Here is a 14,666-nt window from a genome sequence, read left to right as displayed (position 1 = left end):
CAGACAAAAAAAGACTCCTATCAGCAGGAGTCTTTTTTTGTCTGGCCGGGCCGGTAAAGATGCACTGAATACTCAGCTTTACTTGGCGATAGTGTACGTCAGGGTAGCCAGGTTGAGCTTGATAGTATAGACGCCGGCAGTACTAACCGAAATGTTGCTACCGTTGAGAGCCAATGGGCCGCCGTTGCTGGAGGTACTACCATAGTTGGTGCCCCAGTCGTTGTTCTTACGAAATTTAAACTCCCCGGCGTTCAACGCGCGGGTAATATCGTAAGTCTTGGTATCGCAGTTGTAAGTCAGCGGAACGTCAGTGTTCCAATCAATACCAGCCGGGCCAATGATGGAGTAAACGTCCTTATTGGGAGGCAAGCAAACTTTGTAACCAGTCGCCGTAATCGGAAGTGGATTCGATACAAATTTCTGATTATCAGTACCCAATACGGCTACAGCCCGTACAAATAGAGGCGTGGCTATACCGGGTTCTACGCCGAGTGTGGTCAAAGCAGTGTTAAGGTCTTCAACCGTTACGGCTTTCGTTACGCTAGTTCCGGCGTCGATGATGGCGGGGTAACCAAAGCCGTTGTCGGACTTGGCGACCTGCAATTGGTAGGTGGGAGCCGCGACCTTATTGCTCTCGGTGCCGCTGAGCGAAAAGGTAACTGGGTTCCACGTGTAAGTGAGCGCCGTCTGGGAGGCGTTAGCCTGAGCCAGCACCACCGAAGTACGGTTGGCGGTGAGGGCCAGCGACGCCGAAGGGGCTACAGTAACCTTGTCCTCATCTTTCTCGCAAGAGGCAAGGGAGGCCACTGCAAACACAGCAGCGGCAACTTGGGTAAGCCAATTTTTCATGGGAATATTTCGGGGTTAAAAACGTGGTGGTAACTCAGTGTTTTCCTGAAACAACTTAGTATGGCTATAAGTCTCAGCTTCAACCATAAAAACTGCATTGCAGGAACTTACAATGGGGCCAGGCCCGCATCGTGAGGTGACGCCGGCTAAGCATCCGGCGTCACCTCACGGCTTATTAATAACCAGGGTTTTGTTTCAGGTTGGGGTTAGCAGTCAAGTCCGCCGCTGGAATGGGAAACAGCACGCGGTGTGCTTCCACAGCCCGGCCGTTTGCCACGCCGCCTTTCCAAGGCCACAAGTAGGTGCCTTCCACAAAGCGGTTGTAGCGGATGAGGTCGGTACGGCGGGTGCCTTCCCAGTGCAATTCGCGGGCCCGCTCGTCAAGAATGAATTCGGGAGTCATCTGCGCATCGGTGATGGCAGCAGAATTGTTTCCGAAAGCGCGTGCCCGAATCTGGTTCACGTAGCCAAGCGCGGTGCTGCGGTTGGTGTTGGTGCGTGCGGCTGCTTCGGCATAAATAAGCATCATGTCGGCTAAGCGAAGCATCGGAAAGTCAACGCTCGAGAAGTTGAGCGAGCCACCCAAGCCAACACCAGTAGAAGTAACGTTCCGGTACTTAATAACTCCGAGGCCTTGCGTGAACTGACTCAAGTCGTTGATTTCCAGGGATTGGCCTCGAGTCCAGAAACGGCCACGGGTGTCGCGGGCGGTGTCGCCACCAGCCAGAAAGAACTTATCGACCAAGGCGCGAGTGGTGCGCATGCCGCCCCAACCAGTGGTTTCGCCTACGTAGGCTTGCCACGCTCCGTCAGCTCCGCTTGTGGCACCGTTTACCAAGAAGGTAGTGCCGCCGAAGCTCTGTACGCGTGACACGTCAAATATCACCGGCCAGATAATTTCGTTGGATGCCGGGGCCGTGTTGTTGTCGCCCAAAAAGAGGAGGCCATAAGCTGAGGAAGCCGTGCTGCGAGTCGTCGAAAGCGTATAACCAGCGTCGATTACTTTTTTGGCTTCTTCTGCTGCCTTAGCGTATTGGTCGGCGCCTGCATATACGCCCGCATTTAGATAAAGACGGGCTAAGTAGCCGTGAGCGGCCGATTGGTCCACTCGTCCGTACTCGTTGGTACGGGGCGGAGCCAGTTCCGTGGTCAAGGCAAGCAATTCACTTTCAACGAAATCGTAAAGCTGCTTGCGGGTGTAGTAAGGAGGCAGGGTGGCCCCTACGGCATCGGCTTCTGTCACAAACGGCCCGTTGCCAAATAAGTCGATTACGTGCATGTAGGCTACCGCCCGCAAAAAGCGCGCTTCGGCCCGAAACAGTTTGCCCTGTGCACTTTCGGCGCCACCCAAGCGGCTATTTAGGTTTTCGTCGCTCGACTCCCGAATGAACTCGTTGCAAATAGCAATTTCGTAGTAGATGCGGCTGTAAAGGCCCCGCAGCAGCGGGTCGTTGGCATCCCAGTTCATGTTGTGCCACTCCTGAACGCCTGGGTCGTTCCAGGCAATCACAGCCTCGTCGGTGGTGAGCTCTTGGGCACTCCACAACTGACGGATGTAATCCGAAGTGCCGGCGTCGATGCCGCTGATATCGCCCGCACCGCCCGGGCCTTGGGCTCCGGTGAGTGCAAAGCCAGCATACAGCTTGCCCAGCACTTGCTTGTAGCCGTTTACTCCGACATATACCTTGTCGGGGGTCAGTTCATATTTCGGCGTTTGGTCAAGGTCTTTCGTGCAAGACGTATTGAGGCCGAACAGTGCCGTGCTCAAGGCGAGGGCCGACAGCCCCCGGTATACTGATTTTTTCATGACTGGTGGGAATTAAAAGCCGAGAGCAAGACCGAGCGTGTACGTCCGGGCACGTGGATAAAAGTTAGTGTCGATGCCGTAAGTCGGGCCGGCAGTGGTGGTAGGAGCAGTAGCTACTTCCGGGTCAACACCATCGTACTTCGTAATGAGAAAGGCATTCTGTACGTTACCCGTTATGCGGAGCGTCGAGGCACCTAACACTTTGCCAACATTGTAGCCCAAAGTGATGTTTTCGCAACGCAGAAACGAAGCGTTTTGCACGTAGTAGTCCGAGAAAATCTGCGGACGCGTGAAGCCGGTGTTGAGGATATCAGGGTTGAGGTTGTTGACGAAGTTGGTCGAACCCTGGGCGTTGGCATAAGTGCCAAGGTTGGCGGCGTTGGTGTTGTAGACGTAGTTGCCTACGTTGCCGCGCAGCGTGAACGCGAACGTCGCTTTTTTGTACACCACGTTCGAGCTAAAGCCGAGCGTAACAAGGGGAGCAGGCTGCTTGTAATAGTAGTTGTCGGCGTCGGAGATTGAGCCGTCGTTGTTGCGGTCAACATACACACCCTGCACAGGCCGGCCATCGGGGCCATATACCTGCTGGCGGACGAAGAAAGCGTTGCTCGGTTGGCCCACTGACTGAATCTGAATGTTGTTGCCGGTACCGCCACCGATACCACCCGTTGCATAGCCAACAAAGCCCTCAGCCTGACGGCCTAAGTCGGTGATTTTATTGACATTGTAAGCACCGTTTAAGTTCACGTTCCAGTTCAGGTCTTCGCCGCGCAAAACGCCGTAGTTTAGGCCCAACTCAATACCGCGGTTGCGAAGCGAACCGATGTTGGCGTTCAACTGGTTAGTGAGGTTCGACCCAGCCGACTGGTTGACCAAAGCGAGCAGGTCGGAGGCCGTACGCTGGTACACATCAAGAGTAGCCGTGAGGCGGTCGTCGAAGAAGCCCAGGTCCAAACCAGCGTTGTAGGTGTTGGTGGTTTCCCAGGTCAGCACAGAGTTATAGCCCTGAGGGCTGTAGGTGATGCCGGTAGGAGCAGTGCCCAGCGGGTATTGCGTAGTCGAGCTGCTGATGACGTAGCGGGGCTGCGTGTCGTAGGCTCCACCAATGTCTTGTTGGCCCGTGCGGCCGTAACCAGCACGCACTTTCAATTCAGAGAAGAAAGCGTTGTCTTTCAAGAAATCTTCGTTCTTAACGCGCCAGGCCAAGCCCACGGCTGGGAACCAGCCGCTCCGGTAGCCCTTGCGGAAGCGCGACGTTTGGTCATTACGCAAGGTGGCAGTCAACAGGTATTTGTCTTCAACATTCACGGTAGTGCGGCCGAAGTAGGACAGCAACACATTCTTACCGTAGTAACCAGCGGCGGTCAATACATCGGTGCGGTTAACCAAAGTGTCGCGGTTAAAACGGTAGTCCAAGAAGTTTGGACCTTCGTTCACGAACGACTGGTAAGCGTGGCCCACCTGCACGTCGAACTTGGTGCCACCAAACTGCTTGCCATAAGCCAAGTAGGCTTCCAGCAGCTTCATGTCCTTGTCTTGCGAATATTGCGTGTAACGGCCGCTAACACCCGGGTCGGCCGACCTGGTGTTGTAGTTGCCAAAATCGGTGGGCTGGATGACATTGTTGCCGCGACCACGCGCAGCGTCAATGCCCAAGTTGACGTTAGCCCGCAGGCCTTCAACGCCGTGGATTTTGTAGTCAAGCTGCACGTTGCCAATAAGGCGCTTTACTGTGCTGGTATTGTTGGAGTTGTTGAGGGCAGCCACCGGGTTGGTAGGGGCGTTTCCAAGTGGGAAGCCATTGCTGGGGTTTACGAATTGGAAGTAGCCACCATAGCGCGAATAGCGCGCCTCATTAGACCTCACGGGTTGAGTGGGGTCGTAGAGGGCGGCTCCCGCCACATAGCCATAATCAACGAAGCGGTTGTCCACCACGCTGCCTTTGGCATTGATGTCGATGCGGAGATGACCATCGAGGATAGTTGGTGAAAGGCTCACCGAGCCAGAATTACGCTTCAGCTTGTTTGTGATAACTATGCCCTCTTGGTAGAGGTTGCCATACGATACGCGGAACGGTATCTTGGCCGCGTTGCCGGTCAAGCTGATGGTATTGTCGTACACGCCGGCCGTGCGGAAAATTTGGTCTTGCCAATCGGTGTTGGCCGTGCCCAAGCTGGCAATTTGAGAAGGAGAGCCATTAGCTTGAATCAGAGAGCGAAATGCACCAGCAGACAGCGTTTCGTAACGACGGGCTACTGTCGAAACGCCTGTTTGGGAGTTTACTTCTACCCGGAGTTTTTCACCTTGCAGACCACGTTTGGTGGTGATGAGGATAACCCCACCCGAAGCACGGTTGCCGTAAATGGCGGTAGCAGAAGCATCCTTTAGCACCGTGAAGGTCTCAATGTCGTTGGGATTTATCAACGAGAGGGGGTTGGAGGCGCCGCTGATGGCATCTTTGTCAACCGGTACACCGTCAATTACATACAATGGGTCATTGTTGGCATTAAGCGACGAGTTGCCGCGGATGCGGATAACATTACCAGCACCCGGTGCGCCACCGCCTGTGGTGATGCTCACACCAGCGACCTTGCCCTGAATGAGTTGCTCCGGGTTGGTCACCTGGCCCTGCACAAACTGCCGCGAGTCGACTGTAGCTACAGAGCCCGTCACGTCCTGCCGGCGCTGCGTGCCGTAGCCCACCACCACTGCTTCGGATAGCTGGGTGGCGTTTTCGGTTAGGCTAGCTGCCACTTCGGTGTTTTGGCCAGCCGTCACGGTGACAGGGCGGCGCACTGAGTTGTAGCCAACAAACGAAATCACAACCGTTTGCGGCCCAGCCGGCACGTTTTGAATGCTGTACGTACCGTCGACGTTGGACGAGCTGCCCAGGGAGGAACCCTCAATAAGCACTGTGGCGCCGGGAATGCCTTCGTTCTTGCTATCGGTGACCCGGCCGCTGATGGTGCCGGTCTGCGCATAGGCCCCTGACGGGAAGCCAAAGGCCGCGAACAGTAGCAAAAACAAAAGTTTCGCTAAATAGGGGTGTTTCATGGGAGTGGGAATTGGTAAAAAATATGAGTGGTGGGAAAAAGAAAAATTCAAGAATGGTTGCTGCTTAAACCAGTGCGCTGACGCACCCAACTGGCGTTTTTAGGGTCTTGGACAAGATTTTTCTGAGTACTTCTCTGGTGTGTGTGTAGGCCTGCCGGATTGTCAAAATAAACAGAATAGTGCGGCAAAAGGATTTGTTAAGCAGCGTGTTACAGGTTTAATGCAAGCTGTGCAAGGTGCAGGATTCTAACTTCTATAGACCTTTTTGCAAACGTTTGCACAGTGAAATTAGGGAGAATGTGTTCATGTTGGCTAATCATTACCAAAAAATCTTTGCTTTTATACTGGCAGAACCTGCAGTTTGTGCTTGGCGACGGGGGCGCGAGATTGCATATTATAAAGGCAAGGGTTTTAACGCCTCGCGCGGGAAAAGTACATTTGGCACACTGGATGCCATTAATGGTAGGATACCAATGAGGAGTTAGATGGAACAGGGTCGACTTTAGCCCGCAAGCACATTGTTTATTCAGACAATAGCACTCCCTTAACTTTACCGGTGCAGTAGCTGGCTTGTTGCCCCGATTTATCATTCTTACTTTTGGCTTTTCCTGAGAATATGAAAAAGCACCTTTTGCTCATTGTGCTGCTCGTTGCTGCCACCTTTGGCGCGCTGGCTCAGTCCCGTCCCGGGACTCGCAAGCCCGTTCCGAAGGGGAAAGCCAAGCCCGCTCCGGGAACGAAAGGCGCCCCGAAGCCTCCCCCCGTGTACTCGCCCATCACCACGCAACGGGCTGACGAGGAAGAGGCCCGGCCGGCCTTGGTGGTGGGCAAGGTCAAGCTGAAAAAACCGGTGCTGGTCTATTACGAAGAGCCCGCGCCCGGCAAGTCGGTGCAGCAACTCATCATGTCGGAGGAGCACCTGGGCCTGCTTAAGACCCTGGACCTGGAGCACCTCATGACCCGCCGCGAAGTCTTTGTGGACGGATTGGGAAACTTGGCCTTGCCCGGCAGCGACGTCACCAAGTACCGCTTGCTCGGCACCAGTGTGGTGGCTGAGGAAACCCGCCGCCCCGCGGGCGACGGCCGCAGCTTTTTCTCGCGCCTCAAAATTCCTTCTTCAAGCGTGCTGTACGTGGTGCGCGAGCCGGCCGAAGAGTACCGGCATTTCGTGAAAGGCCCGCAGAAGCAGGGTGCCCTGCTTGATTTTCAAGCCAATGGACTCCCCGGGATAGACTCGGTGCGGGCCGTGTACACGTTGCGCAAAATGGATTCGGCCGAGCGCGGTGCCGGAACCGGCGAAACCATTCGATGAAAACCAGGGCCAGGCTGCCCCTGGGGCTGATGGCCGTGTTGAGCCTGGCCTGGCCCGCTGCGGCCCAAAGTGTGTTGACCATCAGCCGGGTGCCGGCTGACACCCGGCCGACCGACACCATTTTTGTGGCCGGCTCTTTTAACGGCTGGAACCCCCGCAACGCGGCGTACGCGCTGACCAGGAAGGCCGACGGCAGCTATTTCATTCGCCTGCCACCCACGGCAGGGGCAGTGGAATACAAATTCACGCGGGGCGGTTGGGACAAGGCCGAGGCCGGGCTCGATAAGCAGCCGCTGGCCAATCGGAAGGCCCAATTGCATCAGGGCCAAGCGCTGACGCACGAGATTGTGGCGTGGGTGAGCCCCGGCACCGTTGCGCTCAAGAAGCCCTCGGCCACGGCGCAGGTGCACGTTTTGGACGAGGCTTTCCGCATCCCCCAACTGGGGCGTACCCGGCGGGTGCTGGTGTACCTGCCGGCGGACTACTCCAACAACCCCACGCGGCGCTACCCTGTGCTGTACATGCACGACGGCCAGAACGTCTTCGACGAAGCCACTAGCTTTAGCGGCGAGTGGGGCGTTGACGAAACCCTGGACCGACTGCGCGCCGCGGGCCAGGACCCCACCGGCAGCATTGTGGTGGCCGTGGACAACGACAACCAGCACCGCGCCGACGAATACATTCCCTGGCGCAACGAGGAAATAAAAGCCGGCGGCCAGGGCGGCGCATATGTCAATTTTTTGGCCCTTGCCCTCAAACCCTACGTTGACGCGCGTTACCGTACCCTGGCCGATGCCGCGCACACCGGCGTAGCGGGGTCCAGCCTGGGCGGGCTTATTTCGGTGTATGCGGCGCTCAAATACCCGCGGGTATTTGGTCGGGTCGGGGCGTTTTCTCCCGCGTTTTGGGTGTGCCACGATTCACTCCAGGCGTTTGCCAAAACTCACCCCGCGGCGCCTACCACCCGGTTTTATTTCGTGTGCGGGCCCCAGGAATCGGAAACCATGCTGCCGCTGATGACGGCTTGGCGCGACCAGCTGCTGGCCCAGCGGGTTCCCGCCGCCAACGTGGCGTTTCGAGCACCCGCCGACGGGCAGCACCGGGAGTGGTTTTGGCAGCGCGAGTTTCCGGCCGCGTATCAGTTTCTCTTCGGGCCATTTGCTTCCAACGGGCCGGCACTTAAGAAGCGTTGATGCGTTGTTAACAGTAAGGGCAGTCGGCAGCGGGAGGGCGGGTGATGCTTTGGTGAATTCGTGGAAATAATGAGGGCGCGTTGCCAGGCTCACAGCAAAAAACAGACATCATTGCTGGTATTTTAAAAAAGACGCTATATCTTTGCAACGCGTTTTAAGAAGACGCGTCTTCAACATATGACCTCACATCGTACTTCCCAGGCTTGGTGGTGGCAGTTCCGAAACCTCGGACCGGACTGCCTGTGCGCCTAGTGAAGTCACCCCAGATTTTGCTATAGAACACGAAAAGCCCGGCCCTCCGCCGGGCTTTTTTGCATCTACACCCTCCCCGTTTCGTCCGTGCCGTACCAACTTTCCACTCAAACCCGCCGCTTGCTTGCCGACACCGTAACGCCGGTGGGCCTGTACTTACGTCTGCGCGACCAATACACCAACTGCCTGTTGCTGGAAAGCGCTGATTATCACGGCCAGCAGAATGCCTTTAGCTACTTGGTGTGCGAGCCGCTGGCCACGTTTGAGTTGCGGCGCGGCGGCACCTTGCGGCAGTCGTTTCCTGGCGGCAACGAAACGAACGAACAACTAGCTCAGCCCCGCGAAGCCTTGACCAAGCTGCGCGAATTTGCCGCCGCGTTTGCGACCGACGCCGCCGCCACCAAGCCTGCATTCATTAGCACGGGCCTCTTTGGGTACATGGGCTACGAGGCGGTGCAAAGCTTTGAGGACGTGACGCTTGATGCCGGAAAAGTGCCGGCCGGCGATGTGCCCCTGATTCGCTACGGCGTTTACCGCTACGTCATTGCTTTCAACCACTTCCGGCAGGAGCTGCATTTATTTGAGCACAGTCTGGAAGGTGAGCAAGCGGATGGCAGCGGCCTCGACCGGCTCGAAAACCTGGTGCGCAACCCCAGCGTGCCGGCCTTCGGCTTTGCCACGGTGGGAGAGGAGGCGAGCAACCAGACCGATACGGAGTTTCTGGCGCGACTTACACAGGGCCAAGCCCACTGCCTGCGCGGCGACGTGTTTCAGATTGTGCTTTCGCGGCGGTTTCAGCAGGGATTTTCGGGCGATGAGTTCAACGTGTACCGCGCCTTGCGCTCCATCAATCCCTCGCCTTACCTGTTTTACTTTGACTACGGCGACTACAAAATTTTTGGCTCTTCGCCCGAAGCCCAGGTGCTGGTGCAGGGCCGCGAAGCCAGCTTGTACCCCATTGCCGGCACCTACCGCCGCACCGGCGACGACGCCGCCGATGCCGCCGCGGCCCAGCGCCTGGCCGCCGACCCCAAGGAAAACGCCGAGCACGTGATGCTGGTGGACCTGGCCCGCAACGACCTGGCCCGCCACGGCACCAAGGTGCAGGTGCGCACCCTGCGCGAAATCCAGTTTTACTCCCACGTCATTCACCTGGTAAGCCACGTGACGGCCGAGCTGGACCAGGGCACCGACACCCTGCAGGTAGTGGCCGACACCTTCCCGGCGGGTACGCTCTCGGGCGCGCCCAAGCACCGGGCTTTGCAATTGATTGACGGACTGGAGCCCACGGCGCGCGGCTACTACGGCGGCTGCCTGGGCCACTTGGGGTTCGATGGGAGCTTCAACCATGCCATTATGATTCGCTCGTTTTTGAGCACCGGCAATCAGCTCTATTTCCAGGCCGGCGCGGGCGTGGTGGCGGCCTCCAATGTGCAATCGGAGCTGGAAGAAGTGCACCACAAACTGGGCGCCTTGCGGGCCGCCCTGCGCGCAGCCGAAGCGGTTAAATAAATCCTGACCACTGCCATGAAAATCCTCGTTCTCGATAACTACGACTCCTTCACCTACAACCTGGTGCACTTGCTGCGCGAGCTGGGCCACAGCCCCAACCTTACCGTAACGCGCAACGACCAACTCCCCCTCGAAGCCGTGGACGCTTACGACGCGGTGTTGCTCTCGCCAGGGCCGGGCATTCCCACCGAGGCCGGCCTCATGCCCGCCATCATTCAGAAATACGCGCCCACCAAGCGCATTCTGGGCGTGTGCCTGGGCCATCAGGGCCTGGCCGAAAGTTTTGGGGCTGAGTTGTACAACATACCCGCGGTGCTCCACGGCGTGGCCAACGAAGCCGAAGTGACAGTGCGCGACGAGCGGCTGTTTGCCGGGCTGCCGGCCCGTTTCCAGGTGGGGCGCTACCACTCTTGGGCTGTGCGCCCCGAGTCGATGCCGGCTTCTTTGGAAACCACCGCGCGGGACGCCAACGGCGAGGTGCTGGCCTTCCGCCACCGCGAGTTCGACGTGCGCGGCGTGCAGTTTCACCCGGAAAGCATTTTGACTGAGCACGGTGCCAAGATGTTGGAAAACTGGTTGAGCTAGGATAGTTGTCAGTTGTTCGTTGTCAGTTGTCAGTTCGCAAAAGTTGGCTCCATGGGCCCGATAACTAACAACGAGCAACTGACAACTAAAAAAAATCAGGAATGAAACAGATTCTCACCAAATTATTTGACCACCAGCCCCTGACGCATGCCGAGGCGCACGCCGCCATGCGCCAGTTGGGCGAGGGCGGCGCCAACCCCGCCGAAACGGCTGCCTTCCTAGCCGTGTACCGCATGCGGCCCATCACCGTGACCGAGCTGACCGGCTTCCGGCAGGCGCTGCTCGACCTGAGCCGCGACCCGGAGCTGGGCACCCACGAGGTGCTGGACATTGTGGGCACCGGCGGCGACGGCAAAAACACGCTCAACATCTCCACGTTGGCGTGCTTTGTGGTGGCTGGGGCCGGGGTACCGGTGGCCAAGCACGGCAACTTTGGGGTGTCGTCGGTTTCGGGCGCCTCCAACGTGCTGGCCCATTATGGCTATGATTTCGAAGCAACATCCGACCAGCTGCGGCGACAACTCGACCGGGCGGGCATCTGCTTTTTGCACGCGCCGGCCTTTCACCCGGCCATGCGCCACGCCGGGCCCGTGCGGCGCGAGCTGGGCCTGCGCACCTTCTTCAACATCCTCGGCCCGCTGGTGAACCCGGCGCGGCCCGCCGCCCAGCTGCTGGGCGTGTTCAGCTTGGAGTTGCAGCGCGTGTACCACTACCTGATGCAGCCCACCGGCACCCGCTACGCCGTGGTGCACGCTCTGGACGGCTACGACGAACTGGCCCTGACCGGTCCGGCCAAAGTGGTGTCCTCTTTTGAGGGCGAACGAGTGCTCACGGCCGATACCTTGGGCCTGGCCACCTGCGCTGCCGATGACCTGGCCGGGGGGAGCACCGTGGCCGCCGCCGCCGAGCTGTTCCGCGAAGTGCTGGAAGGCCGCAGCACCGCCGCCCAGCGCAACGTGGTGACGGCCAACGCAGCCTTGGCCCTGCAGTGCGCCCGTCCCGGCCTGAGCTGGGAAGCGGCGCTGGCCCAAAGCCGCGAGTCGTTAGACTCCGGCGCGGCCAAACGAGCTTTTGCCACCATGCTAGAAACCAAATAGCGCTTCGAGCAAGCGCCTTGTTGCACAATTATTCAACGTTGCGAGAAGCTTTTGCCTTGCATTTCTGTTACCACGTCCATGTCACAGCCCACCATCCTGCAAACCATCATCGCCCACAAGCGGAAAGAGGTGGCCACGCGCCGCGAACTGGTGCCCGTCAAGCTCCTCGAAAGCAGCCTGTATTTCCGGTCGCAACCGTTGTCGCTGCGGCAATACCTGCGGCGCGAAGGCAGCAGCGGCCTCATCGCCGAATTCAAGCGCAAGTCGCCTTCCAAGGGCTGGATTAATCAGTACGCGCCGGTGGAGCGCACCACGTTGGGCTACATGCAGGCCGGCGCGGCGGCCCTATCCATCCTCACCGATGGTGAATTTTTCGGCGGCAAAAACGAGGACCTGACCGTGGCCCGCCGCTTCAACTTCTGCCCCATTCTGCGCAAAGATTTTGTGGTGGACGAATACCAGATTCTCGAAGCCAAAAGCATTGGGGCCGACGCCGTGCTGCTCATCGCCGCCGTGCTCACGCCCACCGAAATCACCGCGCTGGGCAGCTTGGCCCGCTCGCTGGGGCTGGAAGTGTTACTCGAAGTGCACGACGGCGAGGAGCTGGCCCGCTCCGCCAACGCCGATGCCGTAAACCTGATTGGGGTGAACAACCGCAACCTGCACGACTTCAGCCTGAGCCTAGACACGTCGCTCGAGCTGGCCGCGGCCATCCCCGCCGAGTTCGTGAAGGTGTCGGAGAGCGGCATCTCCAACGCCGCGGCCATCGGGCAGCTCCGTGAGGCCGGCTACCAAGGTTTCCTGCTCGGCGAGGCCTTCATGCGCCACGCCCGCCCCGAGCGCGCATGCGCGGCCTTGGTCCAGGAAATCTCTGCCTCCAATACGCTCGCTCCAGTTTCCTAGCCAGCATCATGAAAACGCCCCGCCACCTTTCTCATGCCGTTGTGCAAGCCGCTTGCATGCCCGGTGCGGGTGCGCAAGTGCCGGCCTACGGCCAGCCGGTGCACCCTTCGCGCCTGCTAGTGAAGGTGTGCGGCATGCGCGACGCTACGGCTTTGGCGCAGGTAGCCGCGCAGGCGCCGGATTTCCTGGGCTTCATTTTCGCTCCTGCGTCGCCTCGTTTCGTGGGCGCGGCCCTGGCTCCGGCACGGGTGCGGGCCCTGCCGCCGAACATCTGGCGCGTGGGCGTTTTCGTGAATGAAGCCACCGACCACATCTTGGGCATCGCCGAGCAGTTTGGCCTGAGTGCGGTGCAGCTCCACGGCCAGGAAACGCCCGCGCAGTGCGCCGAGTTGAACCAAGCCGGCTTGCTGGTGATGAAAGCTTTTTCGGTGGGCCAAGCCCTTGACTTTGCAGCCCTGCTGCCCTACGTGCCGCATTGCGACTTTTTTCTCTTCGACACCAAAGGGGCCGCGCCGGGTGGCAACGGGGCCATTTTCGACTGGAAGTTGTTGTCCGACTACGACCTGCCCGTACCCTACTTCCTAGCAGGTGGGCTGGGCCTGGAGCATGCCGCCGAGCTGGCCGCCCTGCGCTTGCCTGGCTTAGTGGGAGTGGACTTGAACAGCGGCTTCGAAACCGCGCCGGGCGTGAAAGATGCCGGGCGGGTGGGGCAGATGCTGACTGCGTTGCGTGACACACTGACTAATTAATAAAAAAGCCCGTCATGCAGCGCGCAGCGAAGCATCTCGCCCGCCGCAAGTAAATAATTGAAGCACGCGAAATGCTTCGCTTGCGCTCTGCATGACGAGCTGAATCAAAAATCAGAAGCCAATGACTACCTCTTATCAGCAACCCACGGCCCGCGGCTACTACGGTGAATTCGGCGGCGCCTTCGTGCCCGAAATGCTCTACCCCAACGTGGAAGAGCTACGCACGCGCTACCTGGAAATACTGGCTGACCCGGACTTCCAAATCGACTTGCAGCACCTGCTGCGCGACTACGTGGGTCGGCCCACGCCGCTGTTCGAGGCCAAGCGACTCTCGGAGAAGTACGGGACGCGCGTGTTTCTCAAGCGGGAAGACCTCTGCCACACTGGCGCGCACAAAATCAACAACACGGTCGGTCAGATTTTGCTGGCCAAGCGGCTGGGCAAGAAGCGCATCATTGCCGAAACCGGCGCGGGCCAGCACGGCGTGGCTACTGCTACGGTGTGCGCCCTGATGGGCCTGCCGTGCGTGGTGTACATGGGCGCCACCGACATCGAGCGCCAAGCGCCCAATGTGGCCCGGATGCGCCTGCTTGGGGCCGAAGTGCGCCGCGTGACCAGCGGCAGCCAAACCCTGAAAGACGCCACCAACGAGGCCATCCGCGACTGGATTGCCAACCCCGTGGACACGCACTACATCATCGGCTCGGTGGTGGGCCCGCACCCGTACCCGGACTTGGTGGCGCGCCTGCAGGCGGTCATCAGCGAGGAAATGCGGGCGCAGTTGCTGGAGAAAACCGGCACCGAGCTGCCCAATTTTGTGGTGGCCTGCGTGGGCGGTGGCTCCAATGCGGCCGGCGCGTTCTATCATTTCCTGGACGAGCCTAGTGTGCGCCTCATTGCGGTGGAAGCGGCAGGGCACGGCATCAACTCTGGGCATTCGGCGGCCACGTCGGTGCTCGGCACGCCAGGCATCATTCACGGCAGTCGCACGCTGCTGATGCAGGACGAGCACGGCCAGATTACGGAGCCGTACTCGCTGAGCGCGGGCCTCGACTACCCGGGCATTGGGCCGCTGCACGCGCACTTGGGCACCTCGGGCCGCGCCGAATTTGTGTCCATCACCGACGACGATGCGCTGGCGGCCGTGAGCGAATGCAGCCGCCTGGAGGGCATCATTCCGGCCCTGGAAACGGCCCACGCGCTGGCGGCCCTGGGGCAGCTGGGCGCCGGGCCCACCGACGTGGTGGTAGTCAACCTCTCCGGCCGCGGCGACAAAGACCTGGAGACGTATTTGAAAAACATGGACAAGCTCATTTAATACCTTTCTCGCGGAGGTGGGGGGGGGGGGGGGGG

11 protein-coding genes are annotated in these 14,666 nt (G+C 59.2%); 8 read left to right on the top strand and 3 right to left on the bottom strand.

The annotated features are described in order from the left end of the window. Window positions 1-78 precede the first annotated feature (78 nt). From VF629_RS11700 to VF629_RS11690, 3 genes are all read right to left on the bottom strand, one after another. Window positions 79-849, bottom strand: a complete 771-nt coding sequence (locus VF629_RS11700) for a SusE domain-containing protein (RefSeq protein WP_331058664.1) — start codon at window positions 847-849, stop codon at window positions 79-81. A 175-nt stretch (window positions 850-1,024) separates the two neighbouring features. After that, window positions 1,025-2,656, bottom strand: a complete 1,632-nt coding sequence (locus VF629_RS11695) for a RagB/SusD family nutrient uptake outer membrane protein (protein WP_331058663.1) — start codon at window positions 2,654-2,656, stop codon at window positions 1,025-1,027. Between the two features lie 12 nt (window positions 2,657-2,668). After that, complete coding sequence (locus VF629_RS11690; protein WP_331058662.1) at window positions 2,669-5,710, bottom strand: SusC/RagA family TonB-linked outer membrane protein; 3,042 nt, start codon at window positions 5,708-5,710, stop codon at window positions 2,669-2,671. Window positions 5,711-6,326: 616 nt separating this feature from the next. Here VF629_RS11690 and VF629_RS11685 point away from each other — a divergent pair. The 8 genes from VF629_RS11685 (at window position 6,327) to trpB (ending at window position 14,631) form a co-directional block, all read left to right on the top strand. Further along, complete coding sequence (locus tag VF629_RS11685; RefSeq protein ID WP_331058661.1) at window positions 6,327-7,022, top strand: hypothetical protein; 696 nt, start codon at window positions 6,327-6,329, stop codon at window positions 7,020-7,022. Next, window positions 7,019-8,215 carry an alpha/beta hydrolase gene (locus VF629_RS11680; RefSeq protein WP_331058660.1) on the top strand — a complete coding sequence of 399 codons (1,197 nt, stop codon included), beginning with the start codon at window positions 7,019-7,021 and terminating at the stop codon, window positions 8,213-8,215. The genes VF629_RS11685 and VF629_RS11680 overlap by 4 nt, the downstream gene beginning before the upstream one ends. Before the next feature lie 339 nt (window positions 8,216-8,554). After that, complete coding sequence (locus VF629_RS11675; protein ID WP_331058659.1) at window positions 8,555-9,979, top strand: anthranilate synthase component I family protein; 1,425 nt, start codon at window positions 8,555-8,557, stop codon at window positions 9,977-9,979. Between the two features lie 15 nt (window positions 9,980-9,994). Beyond that, entirely contained in the window at window positions 9,995-10,564 is a 570-nt protein-coding gene (locus VF629_RS11670) for an aminodeoxychorismate/anthranilate synthase component II (RefSeq protein WP_331058658.1), read from the top strand. Window positions 10,565-10,665: 101 nt separating this feature from the next. Further along, window positions 10,666-11,661, top strand: coding sequence for an anthranilate phosphoribosyltransferase (gene trpD / locus VF629_RS11665; protein WP_331058657.1), 996 nt, complete (start codon window positions 10,666-10,668; stop codon window positions 11,659-11,661). A 78-nt stretch (window positions 11,662-11,739) separates the two neighbouring features. Then, complete coding sequence (gene trpC, locus VF629_RS11660; protein ID WP_331058656.1) at window positions 11,740-12,564, top strand: indole-3-glycerol phosphate synthase TrpC; 825 nt, start codon at window positions 11,740-11,742, stop codon at window positions 12,562-12,564. A gap of 8 nt (window positions 12,565-12,572) precedes the next feature. Beyond that, window positions 12,573-13,313, top strand: a complete 741-nt coding sequence (locus VF629_RS11655; protein WP_331058655.1) for a phosphoribosylanthranilate isomerase — start codon at window positions 12,573-12,575, stop codon at window positions 13,311-13,313. Between the two features lie 121 nt (window positions 13,314-13,434). Then, entirely contained in the window at window positions 13,435-14,631 is a 1,197-nt protein-coding gene (trpB, locus tag VF629_RS11650) for a tryptophan synthase subunit beta (RefSeq protein WP_331058654.1), read from the top strand. Window positions 14,632-14,666 lie beyond the last annotated feature (35 nt).

The organism is Hymenobacter sp., from assembly GCF_036388155.1.
Classification (GTDB): Bacteria; Bacteroidota; Bacteroidia; order Cytophagales; family Hymenobacteraceae; genus Hymenobacter.
The sequence above is the reverse complement of the archived record's forward strand: the minus strand, read 5'-3'. Positions and strand labels throughout refer to the sequence as shown.